Raw genomic sequence first — 18,899 nt, 5'->3', positions numbered from 1 at the left:
GTTAATATATCTTTCATTTAAAGTTAATAGTGAAGTGATATGTCTTTTTTGATTCAATATTATTTTTGCGTAAATATTAAGAAGACATGAGTTTTTACTTATTGGCGGTAATTGCTTTAATGCTAATTGCAATTCTTGATTTAACTGTAGGTGTTGCTAATGATGCTGTAAATTTTCTGGCACCAGCTCACGGATCAAGGATTGCTCGTTTCAAAACTCTGCTTTTTGCGGCTTCATTGGGTGTTTTGATAGGAGCTTTGTTTTCTGGTGGTATGTTAGATGTTGCTCGTTCTGGTGCTTTTCATCCAGAAAAATTCTCTTTTCATGAGATTATTCTGATTTATTTTGCTGTTGTCGTTGTCGACATTATTTTGCTAGATTTGTTTAATACTGCAGGATTACCAACATCTACAACTGTCTCTCTTGTTTTTGAACTTGTGGGAGCTGGTTTCACCATGGCTTTGATCAAGCTTCATCAAACCGGCTCATCATTTGCTGAAATCACAACTTATGTCAATGAGGATAAAACTTTGGCTATGTTTTCTGCCATTTTGATTTCTGTTCCTCTTGCTTTTGTGACTGGATGGATAATTCAGTACTTTTCGAGAATTATCTTCACTTTTTTATATGATAAGAAAATAGTAATTGGAGCTTTTTTTTCTGGTATATCGGTGGCTTTCATTTCCTATTTCATCTTTGTGAAGGGATTGAAAAACGCCTTTTTTCTGACTCCAGATGTGAAAGCATGGATTTTAGACAATCTCTGGTATTTGGGTTTTGGGCTTGTTCTGCTTGTCATGCTAAGTTTGATTTTTATTCGTTCTATAAGACCAAATTTTAATATATATAAGCCGGCAGTTTTGTACGGAACATTTGCTGTTGCTATGGCATTTGCCGGAAATGATCTTGTGAATTTTATTGGCCCTTCAGTATCTGCTTTCGAATCTTATCTTTATTTTTCAGAAAGTGGACTTTCTCCGGATGAATGTAAAATGGATATTCTTTTACATGCTCAAAATGATTATTTACCCTACATTCTAGTATTAGCAGGGGTTATTATGATGGTTACGTTATGGGTAAATAAAAAATTATTAAATGTCTTGGAAACATCTACTCATTTAAGTGATCAAGAGGAAGTGGGTGTTGAGAAGTTTCAGGCCAATGCTTTTTCTCGATCAGTTATTCGTTTTTTCATTATTCTAGGAAAGTTTTTTAATAATTTAATACCCTCCTCTGTACGTCGATGGATCGATAGTCGATTTGTGCGCGATCATATGCCTGCGACAGAAGCTAATTTTGATTCCATTCGTGCTCTAATTACTACGATGGTGGGTAGTAGTCTGATTGCTTTGGGAACGTCTTTAAAACTTCCTTTGTCGACTACATATGTCACATTTATGGTGGCCATGGGTGCTGCATTGGGAGATAGAGCATGGAGCCAGGAAACAGCTGTTTACAGAGTCAGTGGTGTATTTTCGGTCATTGGAGGTTGGTTTCTAACTGCGTTTTTGGCGTTTATTTTCACCAGCATTGTAGTTCTTTTCTTGTATTATACCGAATGGATAGGTATGCTTGCCATGCTTTTTTTGGTGGGTTTTGTATTAATCCGAACCAAATTTATCTACAAAGAAATTTCTGAGAAAAAAGAAAATGACAAAGAATTAATTAAAAGATCTCGAAATGCCAACACTGTTGAATTTGTTCAACTTTTGCGAGGTCATATGTTTTCCCTCGTTGATTCAATGAAGGAAATATTCCATGACATCCGCTCGGGTATTGTAACAGAAAAAATGAAATCCTTCAAACAAGCTAGAAAAAAATTTAAAGTTTTAGATAAAAGAAGTGAGCTTTTCATAAATGCTGTAAACCTCCATATCTCAGAAAATCCTCAAATAGAGCAAGAAGAGGTTTTTCTCAATGTAGCCACAATACAAAGGGAAATTACTGTATCACTTGGTTTTATCTTAAATGCTCTTTATAAACACTTTGATAACCATCATAAGAATTTTTCTCGTGCTCAGATTGAAGATATTAATCTTATCATTTCAAAATTCGACGAATTGTTTAGTTTATTTGAGAAGTTTTTAAGTAGTTCCTTTTCTAATGAATTGTCAGATAATTTTTCTTACAAGCTTACGGAAATAAGCAGAATTTTAGAAGAAGTTAAACGAAAGCAATTGGATAGAGTTAAAAAGAAGAATGCTAGTTCACGGACCAATTTATTGTTTTTCAACAATTTGAGTGAATATGAAAACATCGTTAGATTGCTGACCAATTTGGCTATGTGCAGGACAAAAATGAGCCAATACTTTTGATGATCAAAATCATAGACTCAGGATTGTATTAATACCTAACTTTGCAAAAAAAATGAAACGGAGTTTTACAGGTCAATGGATTGAAGGAATGTCTTTCGATGTTGTTTTGGACGGTCACCATGTCGTGATGGATGCAGCTCCTGAATTTGGTGGCAACAACAGAGGACCTCGTCCAAAAGAGCTTATGGTGGCCTCACTTATTGGGTGCACTGGAATGGATGTTGTTTCTCTTCTACGAAAAATGCGAATTGACTTTAGCGGACTTGAGATCCAGGTTGATACTGAGTTAACTGAGGAACATCCCAAACATTTTACTAGAATGCATCTCATCTATAAAATTAAAGGAAAAAACCTACCTTATGAGCAAATAAAAAAAGTGATCGAACTTTCCCAGGAAAAGTATTGTGGTGTTTCAGCTGTATATAAAAAAGCCATGGAACTATCTTATGAAATTTTACTCGTAGAAGAATAATTTTTATGATTAGCTAGGTACATTCACTAAAGATGTTTTTTTGTTATAGCTTTGTTTCCTCTTGTTGTTCTTTAGCAGGTGCGAAATTTCAGATGTTGAAACAAGTTCATACAAAACCGATTTAATTGATAAGAACTTTTTTACGTATATACGTCAACATCGAATCGGTTGTAAATTTTTGGGTAAAATGAAAAAAATTTTTTTAGTACGACACTTGCCTCTTTTTGATTATTTTTTCAAAACCGAAAGTAGGGGAGGTTTTATTCTTATTTTTAGTACCGTCGTTTCGCTTTTTATTGCTAATTCTGGAGTTGGTCATACATGGTTGAACATATGGGAAACTAAGATTGCTGGAGAATCCATTCGTCACTGGATAAATGATGGATTCATGGCTTTTTTTTTCTTACTCATAGGATTAGAAGTAGAACGAGAAATTTACAAGGGAGAACTTTCAGATCTGAAAAATGCTATGCTTCCCATGTTTGCAGCTTTGGGTGGTATGTTTATGCCAGCTGTTATTTATATGACTTTTAACTCTGGTACTGATGCTATCAATGGTTTTGGCATTCCTATGGCTACTGATGTAGCTTTTTCATTAGGTATCTTATCACTTTTTGGAAAACGGATTCCCGTTAGTTTAAAGGTTTTTTTAACTTCTTTCGCTATAATAGATGATTTGGGAGCTATTCTTTTGATTGCCTTCATTTATAGCAACGATATTGTACTGACCAATTTACTCATATCCTTGGGAATTTTTGCGCTTTTGTTTCTTTTCCAAGTTTTTCGTATTAAGAATTTAATTCCTTACCTGATTGGAGGAATAATAGGCTGGTATTTTATGCATGAATCGGGTGTGCATGCTACTCTTGCTGGAATTCTTTTAGCCTTTGCTATTCCATATAGCCGAAATGATGAAACGTCTCCATCTTATTTAATGCAACAAATATTGCATGCTCCTGTAGCATACGTAATTCTTCCTTTATTTGCAATTTCAAATACGGCCATTTCTCTAAATATTTTTATTTTGAATGATTTTGATATATTTCTTGTGATGGGAATAATTTTGGGTTTGTTGGTGGGCAAGCCCCTTGGCATTATGTATATGAGTTGGCTTGGAGTTAAATTAAAATTGGCACGTAAACCCGAGGATGTTTCTTGGCATGCCTTGTTAGGAATAAGCTTTCTGGGAGGTATTGGTTTTACCATGTCTATTTTTATTTCATATCTTGCATTCGACGATTCTATGAAAATGAGCATGGCAAAATTAGCTGTAATTACAGGATCGCTTATTTCTGCTGTTGTTGGAATTTTATTGCTTTCAATATTAAAATCGAAAAAAGATATATTAGTTCAAAATTCATCGTAATTTATTTTTTTCTGAAAATTTTTAAATCATATTTTTGCAAAAAGTAAACTATGAAAATATTAACACTCAATTGTGGAAGTTCGTCTATTAAATACCAGTTGTTTGATTTTAAAGAAGGAGAATCTTTACTTGTAAAGGGACTTTTGGAGCGTATTGGGTGCAAGGATAGTGTTTTGACTCATAAGGTAGTAGTGCGCAACGAAGAATATAGTGAAACTCGTCCTGTTCCATCCCATACTGAAGGAATTCAGTGGATTATCAACTGGTTGATAGATGAGCAAAAGGGGGTTTTGAAGCAAGTCGAAGAAATTACAGCTGCTGGCCACAGGGTAGCTCACGGTGGTGAATACTTTCCTGACAGTGCCTTAATAACGCCCGAAGTAAAAAAGAAAATTGAGGATCTCATTGAGTTAGCACCTCTTCACAATCCTGCTAACTTGAGAGGAATTCTTGCGATGGAAAATTTGCTTCCCGGTATTCCTCAGGTAGCAGTGTTTGACACGTCTTTTCATCACACCTTACCACCACGGGCGTATTTTTATGCTTTACCGTATGAATATTACGAAAAGTACAAAATACGTCGCTATGGTTTTCATGGAACAAGTCATAAATACGTAGCTCAGAAAGCTGCTTCTTTAATAGGTCGCAATTGGGAAGAGTTGAAAATAATTACTTGTCACCTTGGAAATGGTAGTTCTATCACAGCCATCGATCGTGGTAAATCGGTCGATACAAGTATGGGATTTACACCGGTCGAGGGTCTCGTGATGGGGACACGGACCGGCGACCTAGATCTTGGTGCACTTCTTTCTATCATGGATAAAGAAAAATTAGACACGAGAGCAGCTAACGATTTGATCAACAAAAAAAGTGGAATGCTTGGCCTTTCTGGAATCTCTAACGACATGAGAGATATTGAGCGTGCAGCCCATGATGGAAATCAACGTGCTCAATTAGCACTTGAAGTGTTTGCATATCGCATAAAGAAATATATCGGAGCTTATGTAGCAGCAATGAATGGTCTTGATTTGCTTGTTTTTACTGGAGGAATTGGTGAAAACGACTATGAAACAAGGCAACATGTTTGTGCTAATATGGAGTATCTTGGCATCAAGATAGATCTAGATAAGAATTGTTACTTGAAAGGTAAAGATGAGATCATTTCTTTACCTGATTCTCCAGTGAAAGTTGTTATTGCTTGTACAAATGAAGAGCTTGTCATTGCTCGAGACACTTACAGAATCATAAGCAAGAAATAAAATAAGTGTAAACACTTTATATACCTATTTTAGGTGTTTTCAGAAGTGTTTGGATATTTGAGTGTTTGATTAATTTCATTTTCAACGTTAAGCAATTTTTTTTCGCAAAAATCGAGTAAATAAGTGGCTCTTTTAACCAGTTCGAGAAGTCGATCTGGATCGATGGATGATTGTTCCATAATTTGAACAATTTGCTGCAATTCTTCGATTGCTTGTGCATAAGTTAACTCCTCATTCATGGCTGATATTTTTTATGATGGAGATGATGTGACCGTCCATGAGAATTGTTTCAATTTCGTTGTTTTTCTTGACTTCATTCACTGAGCGTACAACTTTTTGGTGAATTCTAGTAATGCAATAACCGCGACTGAGAATAATAGCAGGGTTGAGTAGATGAATGATGTTTTTTAGATTCTCGCATTGAGTCTTTAAATTTTTAAGTTGATGGTTACCAAGAAGAAAAATTTTTTGCTTTGTATGTTTTAAAGATTGATTCTGATGCATGATTTCAGTCCAAAAAAAGCTAAAAATTTTTTCCTTTATTGATCGATGTTTGTGTTTAAGCTGAAATATAACTTGAACATTTTTATTGATCAAGTGCCATTTAATTTGATGAAATCTCTGAACAGACAAGTAGAGAAATTGGTTTGTTCGCGTTGCTATTGATTGTCTTATTTGTTCGATTTTATTGAATGCTTCACCCAACTGAAAAAGTGAAAGTGAAAATAGTTTTTCTTTTGATCCATGAAGAAGGAGTTCTTGGTTGCGGAAAATGTTAAGGATAAAATAGGCAACGTCTGTTGGTGTGATTTTATTGATAGCAGCTACCATTTCTGCTATGGTTTCATTAGTCGAGTGGCCAATTCCTGTGATAACAGGCAAAGGGGATATGGCAATCGAACGTGCAAGCTCATAGTGATCATAACAATCTAGCCCGGTTTCATCACCTCCTCCACGAATAATGAGAATGAGATCAAAAAAATCTTTCTGATTAGCTATTTCGCGTAATCTGCGAGTAATTGATTGAACTGCATTTTTACCTTCAAGAATAGCTGGGAAAAGCTTATAGGACCATCGATATTGTGATCCCTGGCTTTGTAAGATGGTCATAAAGTCATTAAAACCACGACTGGTTGATATGCTTATGATAGCAAATCTTTGAGGAAGTAAGGGAAGGGGAATTTGCTTATTCAAGTCAAAAAGATTTTCTTTTTTTAGTCGTTCGATGGTTTGTAATTTTTGTAGAGCCTGCTGGCCAAGGGTAAAAGTTGGGTCAATATCAATGATTTGAAGCTGTAGCCCATAATATTCATGAAATCGTAACTGACACAGAAAGAGAATTTGAATTCCATCTTTAATATTTTCACCTGTAACTTGTCTAAATCTAGTTTGAATTTTTAGAAAATCGTCTTTCCAAATAACAGCATTGGCTCGAGCAATAATTTTCTCATCTTCTTTTTCTGCTAGTTCAGGGTAGGCATGACCGGAAGAGGGATAGTAATTTAATTTAACGATTTCAGCACGAACCCATATATCAAAGTCAAACGAATCATGAATGGCTTTTTTGACAATACCGAGAAGTTGTTTGAGAGATATGGAAGAGGAAGGAGTGGGATACATCAGGAGAGGATTTGATGTCCTTCTTCAGCTTCTTTTAGGATTTGCTTGTATTCTTCTTCAGATAGTCCTTCGAATATGTAGTTAATAGGATTGACTTTTTCGTTGTTACGAATAACTTCGTAATGAAGATGTGGGCCGGTACTTGGTCCTGAATTGCCAAGCAAACCAATGATCTGACCACGTTTGACGCTATCGCCAGGTTTGACTAAAATTTTAGACAAGTGAGCATAGAGAGTTTTGAAACCAAAACCGTGATCAATGACAACTACGAGTCCATAGCCATGCATGGAACTTGTTTTAAAAGGATCAATGACTACCCCATCTCCTGTTGCATAAATAGGAATCCCTACGGGTCCAGCAAAATCGATGCCTGGATGAAATTGAGCACCACTCCGAGTAAATGGGTTAATACGCCATCCAAAACCAGAAGAAATTCTAACTTTATTTTTGTCTACTGGCATGATACTAGGGATAGCTTTAAGCATTTTTTCTTTGTTTCTAGCTAATAATAATAGCTCTTTAAGACTTTGTTCCTGGATATTGCTACTTATTTCAAGTTGAACCACTGTATTTAGCAATCGCTCGATGATGGGATCATTGGTTTTATTGAATGAAGCCAAGTCAGCACCACCTATACCTGCGCGAGGAATTTTTTCATCAAGCATAGGAAGCGAAAAAATGGAACGATACACCTGGTTGTCTTTATTTTTAAGTTCGTTGTATTTGGCTAAAAGTTTTTCAAGTTCGATTTGGAGAGATGAAATTTCTGTTTGAGCTGAGAGGATCTCTCGTTGTAGTTTCTTTTCATGAGGAGATGAAAAAAATTTGAGAAAAAGAGACGCCCAGGCAACTCCTATAATCATTGCTGCAAAAATGTGGGTGAAGAGTCGCCGAATAAGTTTCGATGTTTTTTTTTCTACTTCTTTAATAGTAAGGGTAAGTGGGTCAACGTAAAACCGCGGTTTCCTTTTCCACATGTTGCAAATTTAGAAAATTTTATCTTCTTTTTTTCCAGATTAAGAGTAAAATCAATCCAAACAACATTCCCCCTAAATGAGCAAAGTGAGCTACATTGTCACCCCCTCTGTTGGAAATACCCAAGAAAAATTCAAGTACACCAAATAATATGACAAAATATTTTGCCTTCATCGGGATGAAAAAATACACGTACACATAATCGTTGGGAAAAATCATTCCATAAGCCAACAAAATACCAAAAACAGCACCTGATGCTCCTACCATAGGAATATCATACAAGCCATTTCTTAGTTGTTGTAAAACTTCAATGGATTGATTAACAAGAATCTCTTCGTGAGAAAAGAGTTTCAATTGGGTATACATTTCATTGATATATTGCGGATTAGCAATACGACCAAAGTATTTATTTGCGATATACAGGAATACATCAGGGTCTGGATTTTGTATGTAGGCATCGATCGCATTGTCTAAACCATGGTATCTCAGGTAATGAATAAACCATTGAACTAGTGCTGCTCCAATCCCTGTGATGAAATAATAAGTGATAAATCGTTTTGAACCCATGACCATTTCTAACATGTTGCCAAACATCCATAAAGCAAACATGTTGAAGAAAATATGTAACCAATTGGCATGCATAAACATGTAGGTCACCATCTGCCACAAGCGGAAGTTTTCACTCTTGATCCAAGGAAGCCCGAACAAGGAAAAAAAGTCGATCCCTCTTTGTTGGGCAATAATGGTGGACATAAAAAATAAAAAGTTGAAAATCAGAAGATTTAATACGACTGGTGTTGCAAAAGAAGAACCTCGTTGATATGGAGTCATGTAAATTTAGTTATCTGCAAAGTAAAACATTTTTTCTAAATGTTTCGAGGATTGTCTCCTGTTAAAGATTATGAGATGATTTAAAAAGCTCTTCGATATATGATTCGGGAAGTATTACATATATTGTTTTTCCATCGGGAGTAATTTGTGGTTCAGACGTGAGAAAAAGCTGGTGAATAAGAGTCTCCATTTCTTCGTTAGTAAGAATTTTTCCTTCTTTGATAGCAATGTTTTTAGCAAGGAGAAAAGGTATGTTTCTGTTGATTTCGGCTTTTCCAATTTCTTGAAAGGATGCCAAAAGCTCGTCGATGATAATGGGTAATTGCAAGTCAGGGTAATTTAGATAGGATGGGACGGCGTGAATTGAAAAAATATTATCATTTTCTTGGATTTCGAATCCTAGCCGACGAAGTTCGCTCTGCATTTCTCTTATCAACCATTGATTTTGGGGTGTAACCTCAAGCGTAATAGGGAAAAGCAGAGGTTGAGCATGTGCAGATGATGCTGCTGCAGATGATTTGAGAAATTGTTCGTAGAGGATGCGAACGTGAGCTCGATGTTGGTGAATGATCATAAGACCTGCTTTGATGCTAGTGATGATGTATTTTTTCTTATACTGAGCAAAAGATTGTTCAAATAAAGTAGAAATTTGATCAGAATTAGAAAAAAGATCAGAATCTTTTCGTTCCTCTGCTGGTGTTGTAAAATAATAATCTGCCAACCTTGAGTGGACGTTGTAAGTTTTTATGTCGTCATTGGTAGGTAGAGAATAATTTTGAGTTGAGGAAGATGATTTTTCGTTGAAAACAGGAAATTGTATGGATCGATCTATATCAAAGTCCATTGAAGGGATAAGATGACTAGAACTGATGGCTTTTTTTATGGCGCTTGTTAAGAATGAGGCAATGACCTGTTCGTGAGTGAATTTAACTTCTGTCTTTGTAGGATGGATGTTAACATCAATAAAAGAAGGGTGTATGTTAAAAAATATTATATAACCAGGAACTACATCAATGGGAATAAGTGTTTCATAGGCTTTTTTTATTGCTCTATGGAGAAGGGGTGAACGAAAAAAACGATGATTGACGAACAAATATTGTTCTCCTCGTGTTTTTTTGCAAAACTCAGGTTTGAGCACATATCCGTAGAAAGATACGTCGTCGGTATATTCTTCGAAATAAATAAGTTTGTTTTGGTATGATTTCCCGAATATAGCAAGAATCCGATGGATAAGTTGCTGTGGAGGCAAGTTAAGGACAGGTTTTTCGTTCACGTGAAAATTAAATTGTACGTTAAGATTGGACAAAGCAGCTCTGTAAATTTCTTCATAAATATGCATAAGTTCGAGGTGATCAGATTTGAGGAATTTTTTACGAGCAGGAATATTGTAGAAAAGATCTTTTACGAGTATGGTTGTTCCCCTGTCTCTCGGATAAGGTTTTTGTTCAATGATTTTATTAGCTTCAAGATAGAGGTAAGTGCCTATTTCGTTGAATTCATCTCGTGTTTTAAGTTCGACACGAGATATTGATGCAATGGAAGGTAAAGCTTCACCGCGAAAACCATATGTGACTATGTTGAACAAATCATGCACGTTACTAATTTTTGAAGTTGCATGTTTTTCGAAGGCAAGGACGGCATCAACTGGATTCATGCCGATACCATCGTCATCTACCAGTATGGCCTTCTTGCCTGCTTCTTCTACGTTGATGAAAATGTTTGAAGCTTGTGCATCGAGTGCATTTTCAATGAGTTCCTTCACCACTGAAGCTGGACGCTGAATTACTTCTCCTGCTGCAATTTGGGAAGCAAGATCTGGACTTAAAAGTCTAATTCTGTTTTCCATTTCAAGTTAAAAATATAAGGTAAAGTAAAAGCAAAGTAATGATAATGAGCCAAAGAAAATTCAAATTATTTTTCTTATGTTTTCTTTCAAAATTTGAAGTGAACATTCCTTTACGAATGGGTGAATGAGGATTGGGCGATAAAGTGTGTTTCGATTTATTTTCATCTTCTTCAGGTTTGTAAAATCGAGGTGAATAAGCGTACTTACGAGGCTTGGGTATATAAATAAAACGATATCTCATTTTTTTACAAAGATATTAAAAGTCCAATTCTTATGGTACATGCATGACATTTTTTCAACATTTTTGCCAGTTGTGACAAACTAAAATGAATTTTAAACAATGTGATCATTTGATAATTAATTGGTTGTGTGTTTTGTTACGGTTTGGCATAATTTTGAAAAAAAAAAGTAAAAACTTTATGATGAAGGAAATTAATTCAATGCAAGAATTACAAGAGATCTTAAAAACTAATCAGGTGACTTATGTTTTGATGATAAAAAAAGGTTCGGAAGTAAGTGACTGTGCTTTTGAACATTATCAGCTAGCAATTAAAGAGTACCAAGACAAAGAATTTTATTTCATCGACGTGAATAATACTCGTGATATTCATTCTTACTACCAGATTCAAACAGTTCCTGTTCTTCTTCATTTTAAAGGAAGTCAGATGATGAACATGTTCAAAGGATGTCATGGGGTTGAATTTTTCAAAAATATTATTGAAGGTAGCGTATTTCAGCCTAAGCCTGATGATATTGAAGAAAAGCCTCAGAAGCGTGTTACGATTTATACTACTCCATCTTGTTCATGGTGTAATCGGTTAAAGTCATATTTGAACAAAAAAGGTGTTCGGTATACAGAAATAAACATTGCTGCTGATCCACGAGCTGCAGAGGAGCTTGTAAAAAGAACAGGTCAGCAAGGAGTACCTCAGACTGAAATTGACGGTGAATGGGTAATTGGATTCGATCAAAAAAGAATAGATCAATTGTTGAACCTTTAAAAATATATAGCCATGAGAGAATTACAGCCAATTAATCAGAATGTTTTGCTGGATTTAAGTGATAGAAAAGAAGAAAAGACAAGCGGTGGTATCATTATTCCTGATACTGCAAAAGAAAAGCCTATAATGGCTAAGGTGGTAGCTATTAGTAACATCGACAATCTTGAGATTAGTGTAGGTGATACGGTGGTTTTTAAGAAATACAGTGGAACAGAGATTGAATTTGAAGGAAAAAAATACTTGCTTATTCCATATGCTGATATTCTGGCAAAGGTAGTGGAAACAGAAGCCATCTAAATTTTTACCCTTTCTTTCTTTTAAGCCATCGTAAGATGGCTTTATTTTTTTAAAATTCGTATGTTTGAAAAAAAAATGGAAGTTGAAAGCATCGAATGGTTGTGGGTTCTTGTTGGTCTTATTTTTTTACTTTTTTCTGTTGTTGGCTTATTCAATAAGCGAATTCCCGTCATTCCTTTTGCTTTTTTGTCATTACTCATTTTGCAGCTCAAATCCGAACCTCCTTTTTCTGTTGAACTTTTAATTTTATTGTTTTTTGCTGGTTTTTTGGTGATGTGGTTAGACTATCAGGTATATCAATTTGTGGAAAAATATCCTTTCCTTTATTACATTATCAAGGGAGTTCGTATAAGCTTTTTCCTTTTCTTATGTAGCCTATATGTATATGGGATCTTTCAATAATTGTTTGATACTTCCTACTTTCGTTGCACCCCCTCTTTATTATTATCATCTTATCAAACAAGTTGATACGATAGTTTATGATTTAAATGAGACCTATGTCAAACAGTCGTTACGTAACAGATATTACATTCTTTCTCCCAATGGAATTCAACGGTTAGTTATACCGGTCATTAAGCCTAATGGTCATCATACTAAAACCATATCCATTCGGGTAGATTATAGTAAATCATGGGTACAACAACATTTAAGATCCATGCAGACCGCCTACGGAAAAGCACCTTTTTTTCTTTTTGTGTGGGATGAAATAAGGCATTGTTTTGAGAATAAAAAAAATTTTTTATGGGAATTTAACTATGAGTTCAATCAGCTCATTTTTAAGTGGCTTGGTTTGCATCCAAAAATTCAGTTTGCTGATGAATTTATTCCTATAAATGAAAAAAATGATAATGATTTAAGGCCTGCTTTTAAGAAGCATCAACTTAAGGGTATGAAGAAGCCATATTACCAGCCATTTTATGAAAAATTTGGTTTTATAGATGGCTTGAGTGTTCTTGATACCATTTTTTGTTTAGGTTTGGAAACGCGTTGTTTATTATGATATACAGAATTCTCGAAAGCATTGTTCCCGTTAGAAAAGAACCTTCCCATCGTTCTGAGCAAATTGATGAACTTTTATATGGTTATCGCTTCAGGATTGTTGAATTAGAAAACGATTGGCTACGAATTCAAACAGTTGACTATCCATACGAAGGGTGGATTTCTGCTAAAACTTCGTATGAGGAAGAAAAAGTCAATGAAAAAAAAGGAATTCTCTGGTCCTTAACTGGAACGGTGAATAGAAAATTGTCGAAGCAAACAATACTATTAGGATCTATCGTACATCTTTCCGAAATTGAAAATGGTGAATGTATAGAACCATCAATTTTGAAAAATGTAGCCGACATTGCTTCTCGCTTCATGTATGCACCTTACAGATGGGGTGGAAAGAATATTTTCGGTGTGGATTGCTCAGGTTTGGTTCAGTTAGTTTTCAGTTTTATAGGTTACTGGTTGCCTCGTGATGCATGGCAACAAGCTCAGCATGGCGAGGTAGTCTTTTTTCCACAAGAAGCATGTCCAGGAGATTTAGCTTTTTTTGAGGACCATGAACATCGGATTGTGCACGTAGGAATTATAATTTCGTCTAATCAGATAATTCATGCATCTGGTCAAGTTAGAGTAGATTTTTGGGATCAAGAAGGGATATTTCATTCTGAAAGAAAAATATATACGCATCGTCTGAAAGTCATCAAAAGATTAATTTAAAAGGATGTATTTTTGCAAAAAAATATGGTACGCTACTATTTATTCATAGGGTTTTTGTTTTTTGGGGTTCTAGGATGCAAGCAAAAAGGAAATCAACAGCTTCCTTCTAATGTCGTGAATAATACCGCTTCTGCTGAAAACAATTCGGATAAGAAACCTATTATTTCTTTTGAAAAAACAGAACATGATTTTGGTGATATTATGGAAGGTGAAATTGTCGAATATAATTTTAAATTTACAAATACGGGCAATGCCGACTTAATTATTAGTGGTCAAAGAGCATCATGTGGGTGTACTGTTTCTGATTATCCACGTAATCCTATTAAACCTGGTGAATCTTCTTATATCAAAGTCACTTTCAACAGTGAAGGAAGGGTTGGGAAAAATTACAAAACAGTGACCTTATCGACCAATTGTGAACCAAGTGAAGTGGTTCTTACCATAAAGTCTAATGTGATTAAACCTTAATACCTACACATATGAGTTTATTTAGTATTTTTTTGGTGGCAGGTCAGCAACAGGGGCAACAGGGAAGCGCTTGGACAACCCTGATCATGCTATTGTTGATTATTGTTGTTTTTTGGCTCTTTTTTATTCGACCGCAGGCAAAAAGAAACAGAGAATTGATGAAGTTCCGGCAGAATCTTAAAAAAGGCGATAAAATCATTACTATCGGTGGCATTCATGGTAAAATCATCGAGGTAAAAGACAACATCGTTATTATAGAATCAGAAGGTTCACGCCTGCGAGTTGAAAAGAATGCCATAGCATCTGAATTTCAGGAAAAAGGGACAGAACATTCACTGAATCAGTGAAAGTATTTAAACTTTACTTAATTGCTTTATTTTTTTCAATCACGTGGTGGGCTGCTAATAAGATATTAGGTATATATGTTTTTTCTGTACCAGTGTATTTGAAAGTTAATTTCGATAACGAAGAAATACGCTTTTTCAAAGATACGATTGTCCAACTGGATTTTACAGCTAAGGGTTATGAATGGTTGCGAATGTTATTTAGCGATACGTTGTATATACATATTAAAGGTGATGGGATGGCCTGGCAAAAACAACAGGACCTTTTATTCGTAAAGATTAATTCTACATTGCTTCAAAAGAAAATAGATTCCCTTTTCGGAAAGGGATTTTCATTAACATCTAATTCTACCATAACACTTCGAGACACGTTTTATCTACGAAAAAAAATACGACTAATTCTTCCAGTCGTGTATCATCAGGTTAAAGGATGTTTCCTTTGCGGTCAACCTGCAATTGAACCTGCTTATATTTATGTTGAAGGAAAACCTTCAATAGTAGAGCACTTAGATTCTATATGGCTGAGAATAGATTTTTCGAATGAGCTAAGTTGTCAAAGTACTGTCAAACGTATCACATTACCGCTTTTGTATGGCGTAAGATATGTTAAATCCAATCAATCTTATGTCCTTGCAACCTTTCCTTTTTGTATGTATAGGTATTTCTCAATAGAGAGACTTTATCGTTTTGAGTATGAGCAAAAAACATATGAGGGTACAGTTCAGATAGAGGGTTATGCACCTCCTTATTATTTGTTGGATAGCATAAAAGTTGTTGTTAACATTAGCGATAATCGACATGCATTGTTTGGATTAAATAATCCATCTTTGTTCAAAGAGGTTGTTTTTAATCCAGCACAGATAGAGTTGAAATGAGAGTCATAGGAATTACTGGAAAAATCGGAGCTGGTAAATCTTTGGTAGCTAGTTTATTTAGGCTACTCGATGCTCATATCATAGATGTAGACAAAGAAGCCAAAAGCTTATATTATCGGAATGATATCAGAGAAAAAATTGAAAGCATTTTACAACAGCCAATTTTATCGGGTAATGGAGGAATCAACTTTCAGACGATTGCAGCTAAGTATTTTACATCTAAAGTAGTATATGAAGCTATTAATCATGTTTTATATCCTGTTTTAAAAGAAAGGATAATTCATTTAATTGGAGAAATTGATAAGGGTCTTATCGTGCTCGATGCGGCAATGTTATTCGAAATTGAATTGGACATTATATGCGATCAAATAATACTCGTAAAAGCTCCACTGAAAATTAGGTGGGAAAGAGTAAAAGATCGAAATCCTCTCATGACTAAGAAAGATTTTTTAATGAGAAACAAATTGCAAAAAGATAGATTTAGTTCTAAAGTTTTTGTTCTTAAAAACGATCATAGGCACTCTGTTTTGAAGCAATTTGAAAAATTTGTTCAATTATACCTTGCGCAAATATATGTCGAAGCAAAAACATAAATACTATGTTGTATGGGTAGGTAAAAAGCCCGGTATTTACCGTACATGGGATGAAGCTCGAGAACAAGTATTATCCTTTTCCGGTGCTTTCTACAAGGGATTTGATTCTTTTGAAGAAGCCTCGAGAGCTTTTGAATTGGGTTATGAAAATTATAAAAATAAAAAAGCGAATGTTGGAGAGCACGAAGATTCAGGTCCAATCATCCCCAGCATATGTGTAGATGCAGCGTGTTCAGGCAATCCGGGATCTATGGAATATCGGGGAGTGATGACAGATAGCGGAAAAATCATTTTTCATCGTGGTCCATTTCCTTTGGCTACTAATTCCATTGGAGAATTTTTAGCTATAGTTCATGCCTTTGCGTGGATGGAAAAAAAACGTTTGTCCCTTCCTGTATATTCAGATTCTAATATTGCTATTAAATGGGTTCTGAACAAAGAAGTAAAAACTACTTTACAAAAAAACAGGGAAACCGAACAAATATTTTGTTTGATAGAAAAAGCTCTTAATTGGTTAAATAATCACCAGGGTCAGTTAAATTTATTGAAATGGAATACAAAAAAATGGGGTGAAATACCAGCTGATTTTGGAAGGAAATAATAAAGCTTATTGTTTATCAGTATTATAAGAGTTTATAATCGATTGTAAACGTTTTTTTTCGCGTATAATTGATTATATCTTGGTTTGGCCAGTGTATAATTTTATGTTTGCTAAAAAAACTATGAAAAACAATGTTTTTATGAATAATGAAAAAGAAGTCAAAATCTCGTTAGAAATTTTGACACCTATTGTCAGCACGAGATTAGCTAGTGGCGAGACGATTTCATCTTTTGTCGGTAAAAAGATCGATGACGTGTTAGATAAAAAGATCGTATTCGGAGAAGTATATTCCATCATGGCATGGAATGCCATGGCTGAACTTTTGCGAAAAAAATATAAAAAAGGCATGCTCGTAAACATGAAAGGAATACTTTCGTATGTCAAAATAAAATTTAATTGTAACTATGTCTGTCGAAAAACATTAATTGTCACGCAAATTATTTAGGAAGAAAGTTATCCTGAAAGAAACATTCAAAGTAAAAATTATTTTTAGATGAATGCATCAAGTAAAATGGTTGTAAAAAAAAGTATTTATTATGGATTTGCTAGACTTATTTTTAACAAAAGATTTAAAAATAGTCCAGAAAAAAATAATAATACGTAAAGTTTTTAATTGCTAACTTTGTAAAAAACATGAAGTACCTAATGGTTTGTTATGGGAACATCTGCCGTTCTCCAATGGCAAAAGGTTTGTTAAGGGATAAATTGAAGAGAATTGGAAAATTTGATTCAGAGGTGGATTCGTGTGGTTTTGAACCCTATCATATTGGAGATCCTGCTGATGCTAGAGCTATTGAAATCATGAAAAAGCATGGTTATGACATTACCGACCATGTTGCAAGACTTTTTCATCCTGAAGATTTTGAAAAATTTGATAAAATTTTTGTCATGGATGCTCAGAATTATCATGATGTCATAAGCAGGGCAAAAAATGATGAACAAAAGAATAAAGTTGATTATATCATGAATCTAGTATATCCTGGTAAAAATTTGGCGATTCCTGATCCTTACTATGGCACAGGTGACGACTTTGAAAAAACTTTCGAAGCTTTGGATAAAGCAACTGATAAGATCTTGGAATTATTTGAAAATTAGTATTAAAAGTGTCATTTCCAGCTTTGTATCTGATTCCTAGGCATATTGGGGAGGTTAGTGTACAAAATTATCCTTCTTTTCTAAAGGACGTAAAATGCTTTGTTTGTGAAAGTGAAAAAGGATTAAGAAACTTTCTTCTGAATGTAGTAGGTCATTTTAAAATGGAAGATTATGAAATTCTAGTTTATAATGAACATAATGTCAATGCTGTTGAAAACAAGCTTGTTTTTCAGAAATGGCTTGAGAGTAAAGTCAATATAGGGATGATGTCTGATGTAGGTGTTCCTGCTGTGGCAGATCCTGGTAAAGACTTGGTTATGCTTGCTCATCGGTATGAATATCATGTGATACCTTTGGTTCATGAGTCTTCCATCATAGCTGCTCTTTGTGCGTCGGGATTAAATGGGCAAAAATTTATGTTTCACGGCTATCCACCTATTGATCGCATAAAATTGAAAAAATTAATTCAATCGCTTGTTCATCATAAAGATATAAAAAAATACACACATATTTTTATCGAAGCACCATATCGTAATCAACAATTGTTTCAGAATTTGCTTACCTGGCTTCCCGACGAGATTTATATATCAATTACTGTTGAAGCAGGAACAGCAAATACTTTTTCGCGAACCCGACAGGTTATCGAATGGAAAAACACCTCTCTTCCATCGATCAACAAAAAAAGAGTTGTATTTCTTTTTAGTTATGCGTGACGACCACCTGGTGTGTGTGCATGACCATGAGCTATCTCTTCAGCTGTTGCTTCTCGTATTCCTAGAATTTCGCCTTCAAAATGAAGACTTTTACCTGCCAACGGATGGTTGAAATCCATACGGACATTTTCCAGACCGATATCAAGTATGACGCCTTCAAAAACGTTACCTTGCTGATCCTGAAGGGGAACCACATTACCTTCAAACAGGATGTCCTTGTCAATTTTTCCATTTTTCATGAAAATCTGGATAGGTATATCAACAATATTTTCTTCAAGGTATTCACCGTAAGCTTCCTCTGGGGTCAGAGTAAATGAAAAGGTGTGACCTATTTCCAGACCTTTCAGATTTTCTTCAAATTTGGGTAGTAATTGACCTTGTCCAAACAGAAATATAAAAGGATCTTGTTCGGTAACTTCCTCAATCAAAGAACCAGCTTTATCGTTCTCAGTGAGGCGATACTTCAATGTTACGACTGTGTTTTTTTCAATTTTCATAAAATTATGTGTTTTGATAAATGC

Annotated in this window: 24 protein-coding genes; 17 read left to right on the top strand and 7 right to left on the bottom strand. The window is 34.9% G+C overall.

Annotated elements, in window-relative coordinates:
• The first annotated feature begins 86 nt into the window (after positions 1-86).
• From N2Z72_04845 to N2Z72_04830, 4 genes are all read left to right on the top strand, one after another.
• Positions 87-2,315: an inorganic phosphate transporter gene (locus N2Z72_04845; protein MCX7697007.1), complete on the top strand. Its 2,229-nt coding sequence runs from the start codon at positions 87-89 to the stop codon at positions 2,313-2,315.
• A gap of 52 nt (positions 2,316-2,367) precedes the next feature.
• Positions 2,368-2,787, top strand: a complete 420-nt coding sequence (locus N2Z72_04840) for an OsmC family protein (protein ID MCX7697006.1) — start codon at positions 2,368-2,370, stop codon at positions 2,785-2,787.
• 187 nt (positions 2,788-2,974) lie between these two features.
• A complete protein-coding gene (gene nhaA, locus N2Z72_04835) occupies positions 2,975-4,153 on the top strand; it encodes a Na+/H+ antiporter NhaA (GenBank protein ID MCX7697005.1) in 1,179 nt (392 codons plus the stop codon).
• A gap of 50 nt (positions 4,154-4,203) precedes the next feature.
• On the top strand, positions 4,204-5,412 hold the full coding sequence (locus N2Z72_04830) for an acetate kinase (GenBank protein MCX7697004.1): 1,209 nt from the start codon (positions 4,204-4,206) through the stop codon (positions 5,410-5,412).
• 29 nt (positions 5,413-5,441) lie between these two features.
• Here the strand turns inward: N2Z72_04830 and xseB are convergent, their stop codons facing one another.
• The 6 genes from xseB to N2Z72_04800 form a co-directional block, all read right to left on the bottom strand.
• Complete coding sequence (xseB, locus tag N2Z72_04825) at positions 5,442-5,651, bottom strand: exodeoxyribonuclease VII small subunit (protein ID MCX7697003.1); 210 nt, start codon at positions 5,649-5,651, stop codon at positions 5,442-5,444.
• The gene (gene xseA, locus N2Z72_04820; GenBank protein ID MCX7697002.1) at positions 5,644-7,032 is read right to left on the bottom strand and encodes an exodeoxyribonuclease VII large subunit; all 1,389 of its coding nucleotides are present in this window, start codon (positions 7,030-7,032) and stop codon (positions 5,644-5,646) included. The genes xseB and xseA overlap by 8 nt, the downstream gene beginning before the upstream one ends.
• Complete coding sequence (locus N2Z72_04815) at positions 7,032-8,009, bottom strand: peptidoglycan DD-metalloendopeptidase family protein (protein ID MCX7697001.1); 978 nt, start codon at positions 8,007-8,009, stop codon at positions 7,032-7,034. The genes xseA and N2Z72_04815 overlap by 1 nt, the downstream gene beginning before the upstream one ends.
• 19 nt (positions 8,010-8,028) lie before the next feature.
• A complete protein-coding gene (locus N2Z72_04810) occupies positions 8,029-8,838 on the bottom strand; it encodes a rhomboid family intramembrane serine protease (GenBank protein MCX7697000.1) in 810 nt (269 codons plus the stop codon).
• A 61-nt stretch (positions 8,839-8,899) separates the two neighbouring features.
• Positions 8,900-10,684: a DNA mismatch repair endonuclease MutL gene (mutL, locus tag N2Z72_04805; GenBank protein ID MCX7696999.1), complete on the bottom strand. Its 1,785-nt coding sequence runs from the start codon at positions 10,682-10,684 to the stop codon at positions 8,900-8,902.
• 1 nt (position 10,685) lies between these two features.
• A complete protein-coding gene (locus tag N2Z72_04800; protein MCX7696998.1) occupies positions 10,686-10,925 on the bottom strand; it encodes a hypothetical protein in 240 nt (79 codons plus the stop codon).
• 178 nt (positions 10,926-11,103) lie between these two features.
• On the opposite strand from N2Z72_04800, the gene N2Z72_04795 reads away from it, so the two are divergent.
• From N2Z72_04795 to N2Z72_04735, 13 genes are all read left to right on the top strand, one after another.
• Entirely contained in the window at positions 11,104-11,685 is a 582-nt protein-coding gene (locus N2Z72_04795) for a thioredoxin family protein (protein ID MCX7696997.1), read from the top strand.
• Between the two features lie 12 nt (positions 11,686-11,697).
• Positions 11,698-11,982 (top strand): co-chaperone GroES, encoded by a 285-nt coding sequence (locus N2Z72_04790; GenBank protein ID MCX7696996.1) that lies wholly within the window; start codon positions 11,698-11,700, stop codon positions 11,980-11,982.
• A 75-nt stretch (positions 11,983-12,057) separates the two neighbouring features.
• Positions 12,058-12,384: a hypothetical protein gene (locus N2Z72_04785; GenBank protein ID MCX7696995.1), complete on the top strand. Its 327-nt coding sequence runs from the start codon at positions 12,058-12,060 to the stop codon at positions 12,382-12,384.
• Entirely contained in the window at positions 12,368-12,982 is a 615-nt protein-coding gene (locus N2Z72_04780; GenBank protein MCX7696994.1) for a WbqC family protein, read from the top strand. Before N2Z72_04785 ends, N2Z72_04780 begins: the two co-directional genes overlap by 17 nt.
• Entirely contained in the window at positions 12,979-13,689 is a 711-nt protein-coding gene (locus tag N2Z72_04775; protein MCX7696993.1) for a C40 family peptidase, read from the top strand. The genes N2Z72_04780 and N2Z72_04775 overlap by 4 nt, the downstream gene beginning before the upstream one ends.
• Positions 13,690-13,713: 24 nt before the next feature.
• On the top strand, positions 13,714-14,157 hold the full coding sequence (locus N2Z72_04770; GenBank protein MCX7696992.1) for a DUF1573 domain-containing protein: 444 nt from the start codon (positions 13,714-13,716) through the stop codon (positions 14,155-14,157).
• 11 nt (positions 14,158-14,168) lie between these two features.
• A complete protein-coding gene (gene yajC / locus N2Z72_04765; protein MCX7696991.1) occupies positions 14,169-14,504 on the top strand; it encodes a preprotein translocase subunit YajC in 336 nt (111 codons plus the stop codon).
• Positions 14,501-15,376 carry a hypothetical protein gene (locus N2Z72_04760; protein ID MCX7696990.1) on the top strand — a complete coding sequence of 292 codons (876 nt, stop codon included), beginning with the start codon at positions 14,501-14,503 and terminating at the stop codon, positions 15,374-15,376. The genes yajC and N2Z72_04760 overlap by 4 nt, the downstream gene beginning before the upstream one ends.
• Positions 15,373-15,969, top strand: a complete 597-nt coding sequence (coaE, locus tag N2Z72_04755; GenBank protein MCX7696989.1) for a dephospho-CoA kinase — start codon at positions 15,373-15,375, stop codon at positions 15,967-15,969. Before N2Z72_04760 ends, coaE begins: the two co-directional genes overlap by 4 nt.
• Positions 15,950-16,570 carry a ribonuclease H family protein gene (locus tag N2Z72_04750; GenBank protein ID MCX7696988.1) on the top strand — a complete coding sequence of 207 codons (621 nt, stop codon included), beginning with the start codon at positions 15,950-15,952 and terminating at the stop codon, positions 16,568-16,570. Before coaE ends, N2Z72_04750 begins: the two co-directional genes overlap by 20 nt.
• A gap of 121 nt (positions 16,571-16,691) precedes the next feature.
• A complete protein-coding gene (locus tag N2Z72_04745; GenBank protein ID MCX7696987.1) occupies positions 16,692-17,015 on the top strand; it encodes a hypothetical protein in 324 nt (107 codons plus the stop codon).
• A 188-nt stretch (positions 17,016-17,203) separates the two neighbouring features.
• On the top strand, positions 17,204-17,665 hold the full coding sequence (locus N2Z72_04740; protein ID MCX7696986.1) for a low molecular weight phosphotyrosine protein phosphatase: 462 nt from the start codon (positions 17,204-17,206) through the stop codon (positions 17,663-17,665).
• 8 nt (positions 17,666-17,673) lie between these two features.
• The gene (locus N2Z72_04735; protein MCX7696985.1) at positions 17,674-18,378 is read left to right on the top strand and encodes an SAM-dependent methyltransferase; all 705 of its coding nucleotides are present in this window, start codon (positions 17,674-17,676) and stop codon (positions 18,376-18,378) included.
• On the opposite strand, the gene N2Z72_04730 is transcribed toward N2Z72_04735, so the two are convergent.
• The gene (locus tag N2Z72_04730) at positions 18,369-18,875 is read right to left on the bottom strand and encodes a peptidylprolyl isomerase (protein MCX7696984.1); all 507 of its coding nucleotides are present in this window, start codon (positions 18,873-18,875) and stop codon (positions 18,369-18,371) included. The two genes, N2Z72_04735 and N2Z72_04730, sit on opposite strands and share 10 nt — an antisense overlap.
• Positions 18,876-18,899: the final 24 nt, after the last annotated feature.

Source organism: Bacteroidales bacterium (assembly GCA_026418905.1).
Classification (GTDB): Bacteria; Bacteroidota; Bacteroidia; order Bacteroidales; family DTU049; genus JAOAAK01.
This window is presented reverse-complemented; position numbering and strand designations above follow the sequence as displayed.